At 52.2% G+C, this 17,576-nt stretch carries 22 protein-coding genes and 1 other annotated feature; of the genes, 2 read left to right on the forward strand and 20 right to left on the reverse strand.

Annotated features, from left to right (window positions below; all coding sequences use genetic code 11):
- Nucleotides 1-55: 55 nt before the first annotated feature.
- The 17 genes from NSS83_RS07620 to NSS83_RS07700 form a co-directional block, all read right to left on the reverse strand.
- Nucleotides 56-814, reverse strand: a complete 759-nt coding sequence (locus tag NSS83_RS07620; RefSeq protein WP_341347984.1) for a DUF3939 domain-containing protein — start codon at nucleotides 812-814, stop codon at nucleotides 56-58.
- A 53-nt stretch (nucleotides 815-867) separates the two neighbouring features.
- The gene (locus tag NSS83_RS07625) at nucleotides 868-1,236 is read right to left on the reverse strand and encodes a 2Fe-2S iron-sulfur cluster-binding protein (protein WP_341347985.1); all 369 of its coding nucleotides are present in this window, start codon (nucleotides 1,234-1,236) and stop codon (nucleotides 868-870) included.
- 27 nt (nucleotides 1,237-1,263) lie between these two features.
- Complete coding sequence (locus tag NSS83_RS07630; RefSeq protein ID WP_341347986.1) at nucleotides 1,264-1,884, reverse strand: hypothetical protein; 621 nt, start codon at nucleotides 1,882-1,884, stop codon at nucleotides 1,264-1,266.
- Nucleotides 1,885-1,964: 80 nt separating this feature from the next.
- The gene (locus tag NSS83_RS07635) at nucleotides 1,965-2,144 is read right to left on the reverse strand and encodes a DUF2768 family protein (protein ID WP_036698144.1); all 180 of its coding nucleotides are present in this window, start codon (nucleotides 2,142-2,144) and stop codon (nucleotides 1,965-1,967) included.
- A gap of 201 nt (nucleotides 2,145-2,345) precedes the next feature.
- Nucleotides 2,346-2,621: a stage VI sporulation protein F gene (locus tag NSS83_RS07640; protein ID WP_036698146.1), complete on the reverse strand. Its 276-nt coding sequence runs from the start codon at nucleotides 2,619-2,621 to the stop codon at nucleotides 2,346-2,348.
- A gap of 67 nt (nucleotides 2,622-2,688) precedes the next feature.
- Complete coding sequence (locus NSS83_RS07645) at nucleotides 2,689-3,729, reverse strand: NAD(P)H-dependent glycerol-3-phosphate dehydrogenase (RefSeq protein WP_341347987.1); 1,041 nt, start codon at nucleotides 3,727-3,729, stop codon at nucleotides 2,689-2,691.
- Entirely contained in the window at nucleotides 3,722-4,339 is a 618-nt protein-coding gene (gene plsY / locus NSS83_RS07650) for a glycerol-3-phosphate 1-O-acyltransferase PlsY (protein ID WP_341347988.1), read from the reverse strand. Before plsY ends, NSS83_RS07645 begins: the two co-directional genes overlap by 8 nt.
- Before the next feature lie 12 nt (nucleotides 4,340-4,351).
- Nucleotides 4,352-5,677, reverse strand: a complete 1,326-nt coding sequence (der, locus tag NSS83_RS07655; RefSeq protein WP_340752867.1) for a ribosome biogenesis GTPase Der — start codon at nucleotides 5,675-5,677, stop codon at nucleotides 4,352-4,354.
- Nucleotides 5,678-5,817: 140 nt separating this feature from the next.
- A complete protein-coding gene (rpsA, locus tag NSS83_RS07660) occupies nucleotides 5,818-7,146 on the reverse strand; it encodes a 30S ribosomal protein S1 (protein WP_341184956.1) in 1,329 nt (442 codons plus the stop codon).
- A gap of 175 nt (nucleotides 7,147-7,321) precedes the next feature.
- Entirely contained in the window at nucleotides 7,322-7,909 is a 588-nt protein-coding gene (locus tag NSS83_RS07665; RefSeq protein ID WP_341184955.1) for a lysophospholipid acyltransferase family protein, read from the reverse strand.
- The gene (cmk, locus tag NSS83_RS07670; protein WP_341184954.1) at nucleotides 7,906-8,616 is read right to left on the reverse strand and encodes a (d)CMP kinase; all 711 of its coding nucleotides are present in this window, start codon (nucleotides 8,614-8,616) and stop codon (nucleotides 7,906-7,908) included. The genes NSS83_RS07665 and cmk overlap by 4 nt, the downstream gene beginning before the upstream one ends.
- A gap of 210 nt (nucleotides 8,617-8,826) precedes the next feature.
- On the reverse strand, nucleotides 8,827-9,480 hold the full coding sequence (locus tag NSS83_RS07675; protein ID WP_341184953.1) for a flagellar brake domain-containing protein: 654 nt from the start codon (nucleotides 9,478-9,480) through the stop codon (nucleotides 8,827-8,829).
- Nucleotides 9,481-9,641: 161 nt separating this feature from the next.
- Nucleotides 9,642-11,000: a germination protein YpeB gene (ypeB, locus tag NSS83_RS07680; protein WP_341184952.1), complete on the reverse strand. Its 1,359-nt coding sequence runs from the start codon at nucleotides 10,998-11,000 to the stop codon at nucleotides 9,642-9,644.
- Nucleotides 11,001-11,087: 87 nt separating this feature from the next.
- On the reverse strand, nucleotides 11,088-11,234 hold the full coding sequence (locus NSS83_RS07685; protein WP_179090427.1) for a hypothetical protein: 147 nt from the start codon (nucleotides 11,232-11,234) through the stop codon (nucleotides 11,088-11,090).
- A gap of 78 nt (nucleotides 11,235-11,312) precedes the next feature.
- The gene (gene prsW / locus NSS83_RS07690) at nucleotides 11,313-12,008 is read right to left on the reverse strand and encodes a glutamic-type intramembrane protease PrsW (RefSeq protein WP_340752861.1); all 696 of its coding nucleotides are present in this window, start codon (nucleotides 12,006-12,008) and stop codon (nucleotides 11,313-11,315) included.
- A 76-nt stretch (nucleotides 12,009-12,084) separates the two neighbouring features.
- Entirely contained in the window at nucleotides 12,085-12,699 is a 615-nt protein-coding gene (locus tag NSS83_RS07695) for a genetic competence negative regulator (protein WP_036698160.1), read from the reverse strand.
- A gap of 231 nt (nucleotides 12,700-12,930) precedes the next feature.
- Nucleotides 12,931-13,299: a hypothetical protein gene (locus tag NSS83_RS07700; RefSeq protein WP_341347989.1), complete on the reverse strand. Its 369-nt coding sequence runs from the start codon at nucleotides 13,297-13,299 to the stop codon at nucleotides 12,931-12,933.
- A gap of 85 nt (nucleotides 13,300-13,384) precedes the next feature.
- Here NSS83_RS07700 and NSS83_RS07705 point away from each other — a divergent pair, with 85 nt between their 5' ends.
- Nucleotides 13,385-14,266 carry a polysaccharide deacetylase family protein gene (locus tag NSS83_RS07705; protein WP_341184950.1) on the forward strand — a complete coding sequence of 294 codons (882 nt, stop codon included), beginning with the start codon at nucleotides 13,385-13,387 and terminating at the stop codon, nucleotides 14,264-14,266.
- A gap of 163 nt (nucleotides 14,267-14,429) precedes the next feature.
- Here the strand turns inward: NSS83_RS07705 and NSS83_RS07710 are convergent, their stop codons facing one another.
- The 3 genes from NSS83_RS07710 to NSS83_RS07720 are packed head-to-tail and all read right to left on the reverse strand — an operon-like array spanning nucleotide 14,430 to nucleotide 16,257.
- A complete protein-coding gene (locus NSS83_RS07710; protein ID WP_341347990.1) occupies nucleotides 14,430-15,239 on the reverse strand; it encodes a metallophosphoesterase family protein in 810 nt (269 codons plus the stop codon).
- A gap of 50 nt (nucleotides 15,240-15,289) precedes the next feature.
- Nucleotides 15,290-15,667: a hypothetical protein gene (locus NSS83_RS07715; protein WP_341184948.1), complete on the reverse strand. Its 378-nt coding sequence runs from the start codon at nucleotides 15,665-15,667 to the stop codon at nucleotides 15,290-15,292.
- Nucleotides 15,664-16,257: a type II CAAX endopeptidase family protein gene (locus NSS83_RS07720; RefSeq protein ID WP_036698166.1), complete on the reverse strand. Its 594-nt coding sequence runs from the start codon at nucleotides 16,255-16,257 to the stop codon at nucleotides 15,664-15,666. The genes NSS83_RS07715 and NSS83_RS07720 overlap by 4 nt, the downstream gene beginning before the upstream one ends.
- Before the next feature lie 67 nt (nucleotides 16,258-16,324).
- Here NSS83_RS07720 and NSS83_RS07725 point away from each other — a divergent pair, with 67 nt between their 5' ends.
- Nucleotides 16,325-17,230, forward strand: coding sequence for a hypothetical protein (locus NSS83_RS07725; RefSeq protein WP_341184947.1), 906 nt, complete (start codon nucleotides 16,325-16,327; stop codon nucleotides 17,228-17,230).
- Nucleotides 17,231-17,343: 113 nt separating this feature from the next.
- Nucleotides 17,344-17,571: a binding site (T-box leader), on the forward strand.
- The last annotated feature ends 5 nt before the right edge of the window (nucleotides 17,572-17,576 follow it).

Here is a 17,576-nt window from a genome sequence, read left to right on the forward strand (position 1 = left end):
AAAACAGCAATCCCCTACTCGGAGAACTGCTGCCATAATTCATAACAGTGTATTGCTATTCCTGCGGAGCCTGCGGGACCGGACGGCCGTCAACCCACAGATAAGGGAGTGACTTGACGGGAACATAATAAGAAGCCTGTGTAAGCTCCAGCCTCAGGTCACGCTCTGCCGCAGGCGCACTTCCGTTCTTATCGATGGCCGAGGAGATATCCGCGCCGTAATCCACATAGACCGTCCCGCTGCTATCCATCAGGAATTCTAGCGGCTGCCCCGAATATACGCTGCTTAGCTTGATCGTCCCGGTTCCCGCCCGCTTGGCATCAATGGACACAAGGCCCGGATACAGCTCCTCTCCTGCCGGAAGCTTCCCGCCGTGCGCAGACTTATAGAGGTTCACCTTACGCTGAATATCGTTGACCTTCTGCACGGTCACCAGGTCCATCAGCTTGACCTGAGGGTCCGTCTCCTCATCCAGCACCAGAAAATGGGCGCTGCCGCCCTTCTCAAACGCTGCCGCCGGAATCTCATCCAGGTATCCTTCCTTCTGCAGCTTATTCAGGTCAATTACGAATTTCTCGTATCTGGGCGTGGCCTGATCGCTGGTCAAGATCGGCAGCAGCCCCTTCTGCTCCTGATAATCATCGACCGCCGCCTGCACCCGCTTCACGCTCTCGCGGTAACTGCTGCCGGGCTGCTGCTGCTCCCGGGGATACATGCAGCCGCTTAGAGACAAGAGCAGCAGAACAAGCAAAGGCAGCAGAATAGCAGACCTGTTCCGCCTCTGCCGGAGCTTCACCAGATGCATCGAGTCCATTTGCAGGTCTCCTCTCTGTTCGCTTACGGTTGCAGATGTGCCGGGAGTAGCCTTCACCATAATTCCTCCGTTTCGCCACGGCGCGCCGCTTCCAGCCTGCGGCGTACAGCCGCCTTCAGCGGGTCCTCGGGAATATACACCCTGACATCGCCCCATATGGCGGCCTGACAGGCCAGGCGGACGCCTTCATCCAGCAGGCTGCCAAGCTTGCGCTTCTCCGCCTCCGCAGGAGGTCTGAGTGCCCCGGCTTCCGCACGCTCCACGGATACTTTGCACATCATGCACCCCGCCTTCCCCCCGCAGCGGGTAGCCAGGACAATTCCGGCTTTGCGCACAGCCTCCAGCAGCGATGTACCGTGCTTGACAGAAGCTGTGCGTTGTTCCGGAAGGAAAGTGACCGTTATTTGTGATTTCGCATTCATCTTACAGCCTCCTTCCCTGCATTCAGGTTATATTCGCATAGATTCAGTGATCCCCAGCAGCTCGTCCAGCCTAGGCTGCAGGCCGGCGGCTTCCAGATGATTCTCCTCAAAGAGCTGCTCCAATAGCGGCAGATGACCGGTTATATCCCGCTTAACCAGCTCAGCAATAGCCCGGCAGCGTTCTTCCCTGCCGCGCAGCAGATTGAAGATCAGCTCGTGGACAAGCGGCATCAGGGCCAGCTGTCCGCTCCCTTCGAGCGCATATATCGGAGCATAGGGCTGCAGCTTGCTGATATCCACTGAATATTGCCCGGAGCCGCCGCCGATCCTGAATCCCCCCACCAGCTCAACCTTCACCTCCCCGATGAAGTAGAGTCCGCGCAGAGAGTAACAGCCTCCGCTATAATCCTCTTCCGGCGCACAGACCGTGTATCTCAGCAGTGCCTGATGAAGCTGTGCGGCATCCTCCAGATCACAATAGAGGTCAATATCGCGCGGTGCAGCACTCAGCTGAACCCCGTGCAGCAGCAGACCACAGCTTCCCCCCAGCAACCACACCGGCGGCTTACCCGGCCCGATACAATCCAACTCCTCCGCAATACTGCCCAGTGCCGTCTCCAGCGCATAGGGAACTCCTGAACCGGCCATCAATCTACACACGCCCCATTCCTGTAAAATCAACTAACGATTCTGTCAGAAATACGTCTGCCTGATTATAATGTAAATGCTTACATAATTGAAGCGGCCCCGCCCAAAACTCCGATCAGCAGGATGACAAAAGCAATGACCGATAAAACAGCTCTAAGCAGTCCCTTCGTCTTGCTGCGTGCAAAAGTAATCAAAAAAACGGATAAGCCCATAATCAGTACCGCAATCAGAGACAGCCACATTTTTGTCATCGGGTCCATAGGTCATGCGCCTCCATTTCACTTTTCCCGGATTGCGACTATTATAGCGTGAAATCCGTCATTTTTTAAGTATTAATTTACAGATCAGCCCCTGCCGATGGAAAAAAAGAGCATCAACCGCGGAATCAGCTTACCTTCCGGAGTTATGCCCAATCTGAAAAAGAGCCATCCCGGCAGGAATGGCCTTACTTCACGGATATGCTATTTTTTCAGCATCATTTTCATTAAAGACTCCATCGTACCGGAACCGGCGCCGCCTTTTTTAACAGCATTGACGATCTCCTGTACGGTAGCCTCGCTGACCGGCACTTTAGCCATAGCGGATACCTGTTTAATTAACTGGCGGAGCTGGGCTTCATTCTGTGTGGTGCCCGGCTTAACCGTACCGGCCAGCTTTTTGATGGCACCTTCCGAAATGTTTTTGCCCGTCTTCTTGTTGATGGCGTTCAAAGCATCCTTGGAAAAATCTCTGCTCACTGTTCATCCCTCCTCCGTCAATCCCCATTAACAACATATGAGATATTCCGGCAAAAGGTGAACGTGATCAGGAATGCCACTGCTCCCAGGTCTCCTGGGAAATAGCCTCCATCTCCGTCTTGCGGTCACGGCCCATCAGAGCTTCCACGGCATTACGCGGTGTTCTGCCCTTGAACAGCACATGATAAATCTGATCGGTAATCGGCATCTGTACGCCCAGCTTCAGCGAGATTGCATAAGCCACCTCCGTCGTCCGGATGCCTTCGACAACCATCCCCATCGAGTCCAGCACATCATTCAGCGGCTGGCCCTGGCCCAGCATAGAGCCCGCACGCCAGTTCCGGCTGTGCTGGCTCGTTGCTGTTACGACCAGGTCACCGAGTCCGGCAAGGCCGGAGAAGGTTAAGGGATTCGCTCCCATCTCCACACCGACCCGGGAGATCTCAGCCAGGCCGCGGGTAAGCAGCGCCGCCTTCGCGTTGTCCCCGAAGCCCAGCCCGTCGGACAGCCCTGCACCCAGCGCGATAATATTCTTCAGTGCACCAGCCAGCTCTACTCCCAGCTGATCCCTGTTGGTATACACACGGAAGTCATTGTTAATGAACAGCCCCTGTGCCGCCTTGGCACGGCCCTCATCCGGCGAAGCCACTACAACCGTGGTCGGACAGAGCCGCACCACTTCTTCCGCATGGCTCGGCCCGGAGAGCACAACAATGTCACCTTCGCCGCAGCCCAGCTCTTCCGAGATCACTGTGGACATCCGCTTCATGGTCTCGGTCTCGAAGCCCTTCGTGGCGTGAATGCAGAGCATATCGTCCTTCCAGAACGGCTTAAGGCTATGCGCCACCTGACGCATTCCGGAAGAAGGCGCGACAATGACTACCGCCTTTGAACCGGAGACAGCAGTCTCCATGTCCTTGGTGGCAATAATATTCCCGGGGAGCTTGATTCCCGGCAGGAAATGATGATTCGTATGTGTCTCGTTAATCTCGGCAGCCTGCTCAGGCTTTCGCGTCCACAGATAAACCTCCGAGTGGTTAGCCGCCAGCACAGTAGCCAGCGCAGTTCCCCAACTGCCCGCGACCAGCACGGTTACTTTATCAGACAACGCGATTCCCCTCCTTGGCTTTGGAGCCTATTTTGTTCTCACGGCCCTGCGAGATCTTCACGATATTGCTGCGGTGACGCCAGAAGGCGAACACCACGATGATCAGACTTCCCCATAGCTCCGGGGTTGTACGCTCGGTGAACAGCAGACACACCGGTGTAAGAGCCACAAAAATCAGCGAGCCCAGTGAGACGTATCGTGTAAGTACAATAGCGAGAATAGCAATCACACCGGCAATCAGCGCAGGCCAGAATACCAGCGTAGCCATCACGCCAATCGTTGTTGCAATCCCTTTTCCTCCGCGAAAGTGAAAATAGACCGGCCAGTTATGTCCGATGATGGCAGCGAGACCGCAGACCACTGCGACCCAGCTTCCCCATCCGCCGGCCCATGTGCCAAGCCAAACTGCGGCAATTCCCTTCAGTACGTCCAGAAACAGCACCAGTATGGCCGGTCCCTTCCCCATCACACGCAGCGTATTGGTCGCTCCCGCATTGCCGCTTCCATATTGGCGGATATCAATGCCCTTAAGCAGCCGGGCGAGCAATACACTGAAGCTGACGGAGCCAAGCAGATAGCTTATAACGATTACCAGAAGTTCAAACGCCACTACTCTTCTCCCCTAACCTTCGTTCTCGGATTTGCGCCGTGTAAAGAGGCGGATCGGTGTACCCTCGAAATTGAATGCTGCGCGGATCTTGTTCTCCAGATAACGCTCATAGGAGAAGTGCATCAGCGAAGGATCATTGACGAATACCACGATGGTGGGCGGCTTTACAGCAACCTGAGTTACATAGTTAATGCGCAGACGGCGGCCTTTGTCCGTAGGCGGAGGATTGATCGCCACGGCATCCGACACCACATCATTCACCAGATGGGTAGTAATCCGCAGGGCGTGCTGTTGGGCCACATGCTGTACGACAGGCAGCAGCTTCTGCAGACGCTGTTTGGTAAGCGCAGACAGGAATACCACCGGAGCATAGCTCATGAACAGGAAGTGATCGCGGATGGTGCGTTCGAAATTCTGCATCGTCTTGTCGTCTTTCTCAATGGCATCCCATTTGTTAACGACAAAGACGGAAGCCTTACCTGCATCATGGGCATACCCGGCAATGTGCTTGTCCTGGTCGATGATGCCTTCTTCACCGTTGATTACAACGAGTACAACATCAGCGCGCTCAATCGCCTTCATCGCTCTCATGACACTGTATTTCTCCGTGTTCTCATAGACCTTGCCGCGTTTGCGCATGCCCGCTGTATCGATCAGCACATAACGCTGGCCATCCCGTTCGAACGGCGTATCAATCGCATCGCGTGTAGTCCCTGCAACATCACTGACAATAACGCGTTCTTCACCCAGAATCGCATTAACCAGTGAAGATTTACCCACATTCGGACGTCCGATCAAGGCCACACGGATGACATCTTCATCATATTCCTCATCTACCTTATCGGGCAGGCGTTCGACAACCGCATCCAGCAGATCGCCGATGCCGGTTCCATGGCTTCCTGAAATGCCGATCGGATCACCAATTCCAAGGGTGTAAAATTCATAAATATCTTCGGTGCGCTTCATGTTATCGACTTTATTGATAGCCAGAACGATCGGCTTGCCGGAACGGAACAGAATCTGCGCCACTTCCTCATCCGAACTCGTGAGTCCGCTCTTCGCCTCGCACATGAAGACGATCACATCTGCTTCCTCAATCGCCAGCTCCGCCTGAACGCGGATGGATTTCAGAATAGCGTCTTCTCCGTCAATCTCAATCCCGCCAGTATCAATGACACTGAAGGATTTGCCGTTCCAGTCGGAGACTCCATATATCCGGTCACGTGTAATCCCCGGTTTATCTTCTACGATGGCCAGTCTATCGCCAATCAGCCGGTTAAAGATCGTCGACTTTCCGACGTTAGGCCTGCCGACAATGGCCACTACGGGTCTTGCCATATTCATTCCTCCTGTCTTCCTTACGTTACTCATCATAGCAAAAAACCTTACAATTGGCTAACCGTGAAAAGACAATCGGCGAACCCTCTGATCGAGGGCTCGCCGATTACTTTACCCGTTATGATGAGATAACAAAGGGATTAGTTGTTACCCTTGAATTTGTCCAGCTTGTCGCCGAAACGTTCAGCCAGTGTGAAGCTGAGGCCTTCGTTGCTGAGCGATACGTTAGGATTGTTCAGCACTTCTTTAGGCGCTCTGTCTCTGCTGTTGCTGCGTTCTGGTCTGGCCGAAGGAGCCGGAGCTTCTTCAGTTTCCTTGATGCTCAGGCTGACGCGCTTCTCGGATGGGTTGAAGTCAAGTACTTTCACTTGTACTTCCTGTCCTTCCTTGAGCACTTCGTGCGGAGTACCAATGTGCTTGTGAGAGATCTGGGAGATATGCACAAGGCCTTCAACGCCTGGCAGCAGTTCAACGAATGCGCCGAAGTTTACAAGGCGTTTAACTTCGCCTGTAACTACATCGCCGATGTTGATCTGACCAGCTGCGGAATCCCAAGGACCCGGAGCAGCTGCTTTGATGCTGAGGCTGATTTTGCCCTTTTCAGGATCAACCTTAAGTACTTTAACACGAACCTTGTCGCCTTCGGATACTACATCGGATGGCTTCTCTACATGGTTCCAAGCGATCTCGGATACGTGAACCAGTCCGTCTACGCCGCCAACATCGACGAATGCGCCGAATTGAGTCAGGCGTTGAACCGTACCTTCGATGATTTGGCCTTCGGACAGCTCAGCCATAATCTTCTGCTTGTTCGCTTCGAATTCTTCCTCCAGAACTTCTTTGGCGGAGAGAATTACCTTGCTGTTCTCACGGTCAAGTTCTTTCACTTTGACACGCAGTGTGCGGCCCTTGTAGTCGCTGAAATCTTCAACGAAGTGACGCTCAACCATGGAAGCCGGGATGAAGCCGCGTGCGCCAACGTCAGCCACAAGGCCGCCTTTGACAACATCAGCTACAGTAACTTCGAAGGATTCCTGGGAAGCGAAATACTTCTCCAGATCTTCCCATGATTTCTCACTGTCGATGGCACGCTTGGACAGCACCAGGCTCTCCTTGTTGTCGTTGATGCTGACAACCTTGCATTCCACTTCCTGGCCAACTTCTACCGCTGCTGCAGCATTGTCCAGCTGAACGGAAGACAATTCGCGAATAGGAATAACGCCGTCGTATTTATATCCAATGCTTACATAAGCTTGGTTATCTTCGATTTTGACGATTGTTCCTTTCACGGTATCGCCTTTTTTCAGAGAAATGATTTCCAGACCTTCCTGGCTTGTCACTTCTTCTTCATTGCTGGCAACAACTTCTGCAGATTCCGTTACAGCGGATTCTACAGCTTCTGTCCCTTCTACGGTCTCGTTATTCTCAACGTTATCCGCAGCTTCTTGATTCTTGATTTCTTCAGACATGTGATTACCCTCCTCGATTCAAAACCCCATTTATTTAAACCCGCGTAGAGCAGAGTTCAAAACAATCATTGCTTCGTTAAACCATTTCACTTTGTTGATTAGTATGTTCCAAAAAATAGCGGTTATGCTGTAATTTATAAGCTATTCACGGAAGCAGGAGATTTGGCTCCCGGACTTACCGCGAACTGGGCTTACCGGTACTGATCATTTCATGGATGCGTCCCATAATAACATCGGTTACAGCTTCCAGAGAATCACTTCCCGCACCTTCAAATGCGCTGAGATCAATGGGTGCCCCATATACAACAGTCATCCGGCGGAACGGCTTGTAGGACCCGATAATAGCTGCCGGTACAACGGCTGCGCCGCTGCGGAGCGCGAAGCTTGCCGCACCCTTCTTGGCTGAACCGGAATCGGAGTTCCGCGTTCCTTCCGGGAAGATGCCCATCACATGTCCGCTGCGAAGCGTATTGAGGGACGTCTTAATGGATTCTTTGCTTACGCCGCCACGTTTGACAGGAAAAGCGCCCAATTGCTTAATGAGCCAGCCCAGCACCGGAACATTAAATAATTCCGCCTTGGCCATATATCTTACTTGTCGCTTCAGCTTAATGCCGATCGTCATGGGATCAAGCAGGCTGATGTGGTTCGCGCAGAGCAGGACTCCACCCTCCTTCGGCACATTCTCTCTTCCCACAATCTTAAGCGGGAACAGTATGGCATAAATCATACGAAGCAAGGCCACGCAAATTGCATAAATCATAGATGATTTCTCTCCCCGTCAACATAGGTTCTGCAGTGGGAGACGATGGCTTCCACGGCCTGAAGGATATCCATATCCGTTGTATCGAGAAGTATAGCATCCTCGGCACGGCGCAGCGGTGAAATCTCCCGGCCTTCATCAAGCCGGTCCCGCGCTGCAATATCATGTTCAAGCTGCTGGAGAGTCACTGTTTCCGTATCCTTCAGTTCCTTGTAACGACGGAGAGCACGCTCCTCCACACTTGCCGTCATGAAAATCTTCACTTCGGCATCCGGCAGTACGGTTGTACCGATATCCCGGCCATCCATTACAACCCCCTTGCGGAGCGCCATCTGACGCTGCAAGTGACTGAGTCTGGATCTTACACCCTCAATCTTCGAATACTGCGACACCTGGCCGCTGACCTGAAGACTGCGGATATGCGGGGTCATGTCTTCCCCATTAATCAGCACTTTCTGCACATCTTTCTCCGGCAGAAGCTCAATCGCCATATTCTGGACCTTCCGGTCCACCAGCTCATGATTCTCTGCAGCTATGCCTTCACGAAGCATATACCAGGTGATTGCCCGGTACATGGCACCCGTGTCCACATAAATGTAAGACAGCTCCCGTGCTACCAATCGGGCTACAGTGCTCTTGCCTGCCCCGGCAGGTCCGTCGATGGCGACGTTAATTCGGTCGTTAGTATGTGTATCCTGCCTGTCCAACGGGGCATTCCTCCTCAAACACTCTTCCGCAGAAATACGCCTATCGACATATCTCTCTAGGAACTTGCTGATATTCTCAAGAAAAAAGCAGGCATTGCCTGCGACTTATAAAATTATACCACAGTTTGAACCCCAGTGCAAAATGACATTGAGGTTTTTTAGGGAGAAAAAAGCTGATTTAGGGCCCGTTTGAAGATTCCTGACAGGGAATCAGCGGTTGCGGAAATCGAATTGGCGTTCAAAGCAGTACCGGATAATTTTTTGCCGCTCCGTATCGGAAATGGCCGAGAATTTAACCATGACCAGATTCCGCCCGGTCTCCAGCGGTTTGATCCGTACAATCTCACCTTCGAAATTAACATGCTCAGTGCTTCCGTTCCGGTAGGAGACGAGCAGCCAGCAGGACAGCTTGTCTGCCACCCCTAATGTAATCTTGGCATCGCTTAAGAATGACGTTCCGCCGCCGCCGATATCCTCGGTGCGCACCAGAAACCGGCTGCCCAGAGCATCCTTAACGGCAAGCTCCAGCTCGGCATTGACGCGGAAGAAGCTGCGGCGCTGAATTTTGAAGATGGATTCTGCCTCGGGCTTGCGCAGCCGGACCATCCGGATGACATCTTCCTTGAATCCGAGCACATGAGTATTGAAGTAATTCTTGATGCCGCCCTCTGTGAGAAAATAGACCGACAGCTCGTCACCGACGAACAGCTTTTTAAGCCGGCCGTTGCTCTCCTGCATGGGAATTTCTATCAGGATGCTCTCGTCCTCCATATCAGCAATCCTTGCCCGGTACTGGATCTCAGACTCTGCCGCATCGCTGGATGCGACCTGGAGGAATAGATATTCATTGATTTTGGGATACAAACCTGTCACCGCCGCTTGAGTTAGTAATAAATGCTAAACCGATTATAGCACGCCCCTTCATAGCCGGTCAGAATTATTATTAGGTATAAAAAAAAGACGCCCTCCGTTTCCGGAAATGCGTCTTCTGTATTATAGCGGGTATAGCGGAGCTTAGCCGTCCTCTATCTGTCCTGTGCCCCCGAGGAGGTGCGGATCTGTTCCACCGCTTCCTCATTGCCGTCAGCGGCATTCAGATAAATTCTGAACTGTGAGCCGTTTATTTTGCCGCCAAATTCATAGGTCAACAGCTCCACCGCATCCTCATTCTCGATCCAGGCCAGCCGGTTATACAGCTCCTTGAACTCCGGGTTAAGCATCGCTCTGGCTTCAGCCAGGGACAGCTTCGGCTTAGGCAGCACGCGCTTCTCCTTATGCTCATTCACATAGTCGCTTGCCTGAAACCCTACCGCTTCCCCTGTATCCAACCCGACACGAACCGTCATTTTCTCAGGATAGATCAGCACGCCGTCCTGGCTGCTGACGAAGGTCAGATTGCCCAGATTGTCATACCGGTCCGCACTGACTGCGGTCATGCCGTGATATCCCTTCTTCTCCAGGAACTTGCCCGCCTTCTCCACAGCTTGCTTCATGGATACTTTGGCCGGTCCAACCTCGCGGTTGTCATTGTAAGAGATCAGCAGTCCGCCTTCCGCTGTGAAGTCCATCGAAACCGGCTCTTTATGCTCTGCGGAAGTCACAGTAGCTGTATAAGAGGCCCACTCGGTTCCCTTCCCGTTCTCCTGAATCTTCACCTGTGCCTTCCCGCCGAGCCCGGCGAACTTCATCGCCTTGCCCTTGATTTGGTCAGCGGTAACCGGCTTGCCGCCCAGCTTTTTCACCGACCGCTTATCATAGATGCTTGCAACTGAAGGGCCGTAGTCCAGCTCCGGGTATGCCGCTACGCGTTTATCCACGGTTTTGAACCCGTCGATAATCGTATTGTCTTCAGCCTTCTGCTCTGTAGCCAGTGCAGTCTCTACATCCATCCAGCGCAGCTTTTTGCCGATGACCTTGTCCTGAACCTTCTGCAGGTCCCTGGAGATTTCAGACGAATTCTGGTAGAGCGTCTTCAGATTCGCCATCTCCCCCTCAGTCAGCGGCTTCTTGGTGAAGTCACGCACCGCAGCCTTGTAGGAGAAGTTAGCGATTTTGGAGAGAAACTCCTCTGTCTCACTGAACGGCAGCAGCGTCAGCGGCAGCTGGTTAATCTCGTTCTGCGCCTCGCTGGTGATCCGCCATACATTGACCAGTCCCTTGCGGTGCATTCCGTTAGAGGTAGTATTCACCGCAAGCGTATTGCCCAGCTCACCATGAAGCCGCTCCACATGGAAGGAGAGATCATGGAACGCGCGCTGATACTGATTCTCCGCCTTGATCAGAATCGAATTCTTCTCCTGATTCTCCTGATACCCCCAGACGAGCGCTCCAAGCAGCAAGAGTGCGGTAAGCGGGAACATTATGGCACTTAATCTTTTGTACATAGGTCCGCATAGCTCCTTTCAGTAGCTTATTGCCGTTAGTTTGACAATAACTGAGAAGTCTTATGCACTATTTCAAGAATCCGGTCTTCAGGCCCGTTCCTCAATCTCAAAGCCGCTTACACAGCTGCACAGACATTGCTTGAAGCCGGTCTGGACAACCCCTTGCTCCTTGTTCCCTCTTAATATGTAGGTTTCACCGCACTGCTTGCAGACAATCCGAACTTTTACTCGCAAAAAAAGACACCTCTCTCTCCTTTCTGGAATTCCTTGCCTTAAGGAACTGCCCTGTAGGATTAAGTGTGTCCATCTCGATTATAGGTTAACCTCTTCCTCGCGCTTCAAAAAGCGAAACGGAGAACGGCTGTTGGCCCGCGCTACCTTCCCCATGCCTCTATACCATAAAACCGCCATCAGGGGCACGATAAACCAGATCCAGTAGTTAGCTGTCGTGGCGATCAGAAAATCATAGATCCCATGCCACAGCCAGGGCAGGAGCAGTGAAATCAGCAGAATCTTCCGGGTCTTAACCCCGCCGGAGAACTTGGCTCTGCCCATATGGTAGCCCATAATTACGCCGAACATGGCATGTCCGGAGACTGGAAGCAGCGCCCTTAGAATCATGGTGCCGAATGAAGCATTGCTGTACCACGCATACATTACATTCTCTATTGTTGCGAAGCCGAGCGAAATCGCTACGGCATATAGTATTCCATCATAGGGCTCGTCAAATTCGGTATGATTGTAAATCATATGGTACAGCACAAACCACTTCAGGGCCTCTTCCACCCCGGCTGAGATCAGAAAGGAATCCACATAAGGACCACCGCCCAGCCCCAGCACAAGCCCCCTCTGGATAATCATCACCGGCAGCACGATCAACAGGCCAAGCAGGAACACCTTAAGCACCATATGGAGCGGTTCCTGATCATACTTGTCTTTCAGATAGAAAAAAGTCAGCAGCGCAAGTCCCGGTGCAACTGCTGACGAAATGACCGATAACAAAAGCACCGAATAGCCTCCCTTGCGCTTAAACCTAATCCCTGCTGAAGATGTTATGGAAGGAACCGTACCTTACCATACTCTCTTATTCCTGGCGTTTAAAATGATTGCACAGCGTCTGAATCGCGTTCTCCGCCATAACAGTCTTGCCGTATTCAGCCAGAACAGCCTGAGTGACCGGAGAGGAATCTCCGAATTCAGCGAGCACACCTACCAGCCCTGACAGTGCAGCCTCTTCAAACTCCTTCGGATCGAAGTAGAGGTACCATTTATCATTATAAGAATACAGTTGTCCTTGAGAAGTAATATTGCCGATTAGCACATGAGCCGCTTCCACCAGAACCTCGAAGTCGCGGAACGCATATACAATGGAGTCGCTTTGTTCAAGAGTAACTTCCATTTCGTAAATCTCTTCAGGCAATTCATCTTCCCCGGCCCCACCGTACTGATGGTGATCATATTTCCCCCGGGTCACAATAACGACCATGCCTTGCGCGGGCAATGCGAACACTTCCACGGCAAGCGGACCCGTAGCGTCAAAACCAAGCTCGCTGTATGCCTGATCCATCATTTCCGTAAAAAGGTCGTGCACCTTGGGAACCTCCTGCCACATATCTTCCTTCTGGATGCCCCGCTCGCTCAGGTCGTCAAAAGTGAGGAAAATCCGTATCTTATCTTGACTTAATCGCTCTATTCTCATGACAGGATCCTCCTTTTGCAAGCTCATTTAATATTAATGTATGATGAGTCCCGAGTAATGAGCCAAAAATGGTTACTATATATGTATGTTATCATTTTGAAGCTACAAATGCACGTAAATAAATATAGATTCAGCCCAATTTGCTGCCCATTATATGTAAAGCCATATTAAAAAAGAATCACTTTAGCGATGCCGGCATCGCCAAAATGATTCTGCAGCGGTTAAATCCGGTTACAAACCCGGTATGGCGGTATGAGTATCTTTGAGAATCTGCTCGACTTCATGCTTCACATCAGGGTTGCTGCGGATGAAATCCTTCAGCATGTTCAGATTTGATTCTTTGGACTTTAACGGGGAGTCCTCTTTATGATCGCCGCCGGATGCATGAGAGCCTGAATGTTCATGGCTGCTGCCTGCTGCTGTGCTGCCGAAGCCGGTCATAGCCATCCCCATAATTTTGTCGTTCGCCTTGTCACCCGCATTGTAGGAAGAACCATTCGAGTGCAGTAAGGCAGACATCATGGCGCTGCGTTTTTTGGACATAATCATACTGGCGGCTGCACCAATCAGCACCCCGCACAGAAATGACGAAGTATTCATATCTCCAACCTCCTTGTATGGTAAAATCATGCTTAGTGTTCGCGGAAAGGTAGCCGCTCATACAGCCAAACAACAAGAAAGCGAGATGAAAAAAGTGGGTAAAGCAACAATAACGCTGCTCCTGGCGGCTTGTCTGCTGTCAGCTTGCAGCAACAGCGGAAATAAAGGCAGTCAGGCAGCGGAAAAGACGCCGCAGCCTGCGGCAGCAACAGCCGCCGCGGAGACAGCCGCATCTCCTGCACCTGAGGTAACAGCCTCAGCTGCACCTGAGGCCACTGCATCACCGGAGGCCACGCCTGCGGCAGCCAGCGATGCGCAGGTGCCGCTGCTGTATCATATGAACAAGAATTATGACATTGTCCCGAATGATCCGGCAACGAACAAGAAGGTAGTCCTGCTGACCTTCGACGACGGGCCGAAGGAAGCGGAATTAATCAATCCGCTGATGGATACGCTGGACAAGCACAAGGCCAAGGCGATCTTCTTCGTCAACGGCTACCGGGTGAAGGAGCATCCCGAGCTGCTGGAGCTGATCCACAAACGGGGCGGCGTACTCGGCAATCATAGCTGGGATCACATTGTGCTGAAGGACAAGCCGGAAGCCGAAGTGAAGAAGCAGATTGAAGATGTTCAGAAGATCGTTAAGGAAATTACCGGTGAGACCCCTCACTTCTTCCGTCCGCCGCACGGTGCCGGAGGTGACGTAGGCAAAAAAATCGCTGCTGCAAACGGCATGCTCTATATGACCTGGTCCAATGGCTCCCTGGACTGGGAGATGAAAGCCAAGGATGCGGATAAGACCGGCAAGCTGGTCAGCAATGTTACCGGTCAGCTGCATTCCGGCAGCAATATCCTGATGCATGAGCTGCCTTGGACGGTAGAGGCGCTTGACACTCTGTTGACTACGCTGGAGGGCAAGGGCTACAGCTTTGTAGACCCGCGCAGCATTGAGCTGAAGATGCGCTAAGCACTGAATTCGTCAAGTGGAAACGGTGCCGTCCTTTTAAGGACGGTACCGTTTCAGCAAGAAATAGAAGGATAAGTTATCGTGTGAAACATATAAATTCTTATATTTCAAAAAAAACGGTTGTCCCGCAAAATGTGGGCAGCCGTTTTTTTGTGTTAAGTATCTATCTGATTACTCCCTGAGATCCTGAATGCCGCCCTCCGCAGCGCAGGGTCAGCACATGCATCTCAGCCGGACTGCGCCAGCGCAGCGGCAGGTGCGCGGTACCGAATCCCCGGCTGATCAGCATCTTCAGCGGCGGGAGAGCCGTATTATAGCTCCGGGGGATCTCATACATCCCCGCATTATACTGGCGGTAGAACTCATCGGTATGCCGGTGCCCGATCAAGGGCAGCACAACCTGGCCTCCATGGGTATGCCCGGCCAGAATCAGGTCAGCCGGAACCTCCTGCTGCCGGGACAGCCAGAGCGGATCATGCACGAGGATGATCCGGAAGGCATCCGCATCCGCTTCAGCTACGGCGGGCAGAGGCCCGTAGGCCTTTTTGCCGCCTTGCCTCGGGAAGTCCACCCCAGTAAGAATAAACTGCTCACCGTCCCGCTCAATGACGCAGTTCTCATCCACCAGCAGCCTGGCTCCGCTTCCCCGGATGATGTTATCCACCAGTGTAATGTTCGCCCGATAATCATGATTGCCGTGAACGGCATACACAGGCGCAATGGAGGCGGCCAGTGTCATATTCTCCAGCAGACGTTCTATGGATGCGCCCTTCTCCGTCATATCACCGCCCAGGAAAACTGCGTCCACCTTCCCCCGCATCGGGCTCAGCATTGCCTCCGGCAGACGGCGGCGGTGAATATCCGTAATGAGCAGTATCCGGTAGCCGTCGAACACGGCAGGAAGCCGTTCCAGTACAATATCCTGATGATTCAACCGTTTCTTGAAGGCAGCAGCAACCATCAGGAGGCCCATACCCCCTGCTCCCACAAGACACACACCAAGCAGAATCAGGAGCACCGCAGTCAACTCCATAGGCTATCCAGATCCGGTGCCCCGTTAATTCCCCACCACAGGAGGAAGCCGAGCAGCATCAGAAATACGACAATCAGCGAATTGATGAACATTTTGCTGAAGCGGATTCGTTCTGACGGATAGCTCTCTGCACGTGATGGAGTCTGCTCCCCTTCCTGCTGTGCCGCCTCACGCTCCGGCCTTCCGGCGGCCCTGCGTCCGGATAAGCGTTCCTTTCTGGACAGTGTCCCTGCCACCGGTACCGGACTTCCCGCACGCTCTTCTGCTGCCACGGAAGCCGGCTGACGCTTGCCTGCTCTGGCCGGAGGCTGTTGTTCTCTCTTCTGCTGTTTCTGGCGGGACCTTACCCGGCTTAATTGTTCTGTCATGATACCCTCCTGTAACGAATAACCATACCGGAGAACAAATCTATAAGGAAATGGCACAATATAGGTGCCCACAGACTGCCCGAATGGATGTAAATAAGCCCAAGACCATAGCTGCTGAGGAAGACCCAGCCCGTTGGAATCCAGTGCCGCAGATAACGGACATGAATAACGGCAAACAGTATACTTGTCCAGTACGGCCCAAGGGAATGCTGGATCGCTCCGCGGAAGAGCAGCTCCTCACACACCGCAACCACCGCAGAAATGACCACAATATGCCACAGCGGCCGTTTGCCGAATAACAGCTCGTTGATTCCCCCGTCATCCATGCTGTCTTCAGGAACAATATGGGTTAGCAGGAAATCCACAGCGAGCATAATAACTGCCAGGCCAAGTCCCCAGTACACGAAATGTACACTATCCGGAAAATTTAATATGTGAATAGGATTTCTTTTCTGTAATAATATCCATATCAAACCGATAAATAAGGTAAGGCCCTGAGTAATGTACAGATTAATGAGTAACAGCTTGTCTGTTAACTGCTGTGGATCGGCCTTTTTAATTTTGATGTCACCCAATTTGAATTTTTTCATTATAACCTGCCTGTTCTATAAATGTTTTTACATAAGTTAATTTACCTATACGAAGGAGCACCTAATCATGAACAGCCGTACCTCCCGCACTCAAATGATGTACACACTAGGTTTTTTGTTTTTTCTAATATCCGCATTCGCTTCATTTTTCACGGGAGTCAAGGTTGGAGCTGACAAGACAGAAGCCAAGTATTCACAGCTGAAGGACCACCCAAGCGCCCAGGAATTCTCCGGCTCCTACCAGCAGCAGGATCTTGTCACCTTTTATCATAACGTATTTTTGCCCTACCGGGAATTCAAGCGCAATTGGAACGAACAGCTGGACGGTCTTGCCCGCAGCACGGATGCCCGCCAGAACGCGGCAACGCTGAAGAATCTGAGTATTCTGGCGGACAAGCAGTATGATAAGGTTACCCAGGATTCGCTCTTCACTAATTCACCGATGCTCTATGAATCTCAGCTCAATATTCTTAAGAGTCTCACACTCTTCTCCCAAGCCTCCGGCAAGGTGACGGCGGGTGCTTCCGGCGCAGAAGCCGCCAAAATGCTGAGAAGCGACAACTTCACAACCAGTGCCGTGAGATTCGGGCTGCTGGCCCAGAAGAACTTCTATGATTCCATGCTGAAATGGGGGTCGAAGACCCATTCGTCCATTCCGCAGCAGTCCGGCGAGCTGAAGACAATCTCTTTCATTCAGTGGAAAAAAATGCCGCTCTTGCTCAAGAACGCTTCCATCGCCGATATGATGCTGAACCGCGGCATCTATGCCGGATATGATCCGCAGGATATCACTGCCAAGATTGATGATATGATCTACTCCGGGACCGCCAGCTCGCTGAAGCTGAATAATGTTCAGTCCTCCGTCACTCTGCTCATCTCCACCGGTGCGGTGCAGGAGCAGGACTTCATCAAGTGGCGGGAACAATATTACGGCAAGGAGATCATGCCGCAGCTCCCTTTCTTCTACGAGTAAGACCAGTTATTGCATCATAACGAAAATTACGGCCCACTTCAAGGCGGACCCGCTCAGAAGAATCCTATTGACACACTTGGCATCACCATGTTACATTATGACAAATTAATCAAGCAAAACCGATGATGGAACAAAGATTACTTGCAGTCTTCAGAGAGCCGGTGGGTGGTGAGAACCGGTGACGGACATTAATCTTTAGCGCTCCTGAGATATTGTATTGAACACAAGAGTAGATACAATCGGATCACTCCGTTACCAGTGTGGCCTTTGCAGGCCAATGAGGCTGCCTCTTAACCGTCGCAGTGAATTAGGGTGGTACCACGACAACTCTCGTCCCTTACTACGG

Source organism: Paenibacillus sp. FSL H3-0469 (assembly GCF_038051945.1).
Taxonomy (GTDB): Bacteria; Bacillota; Bacilli; order Paenibacillales; family Paenibacillaceae; genus Paenibacillus_AQ.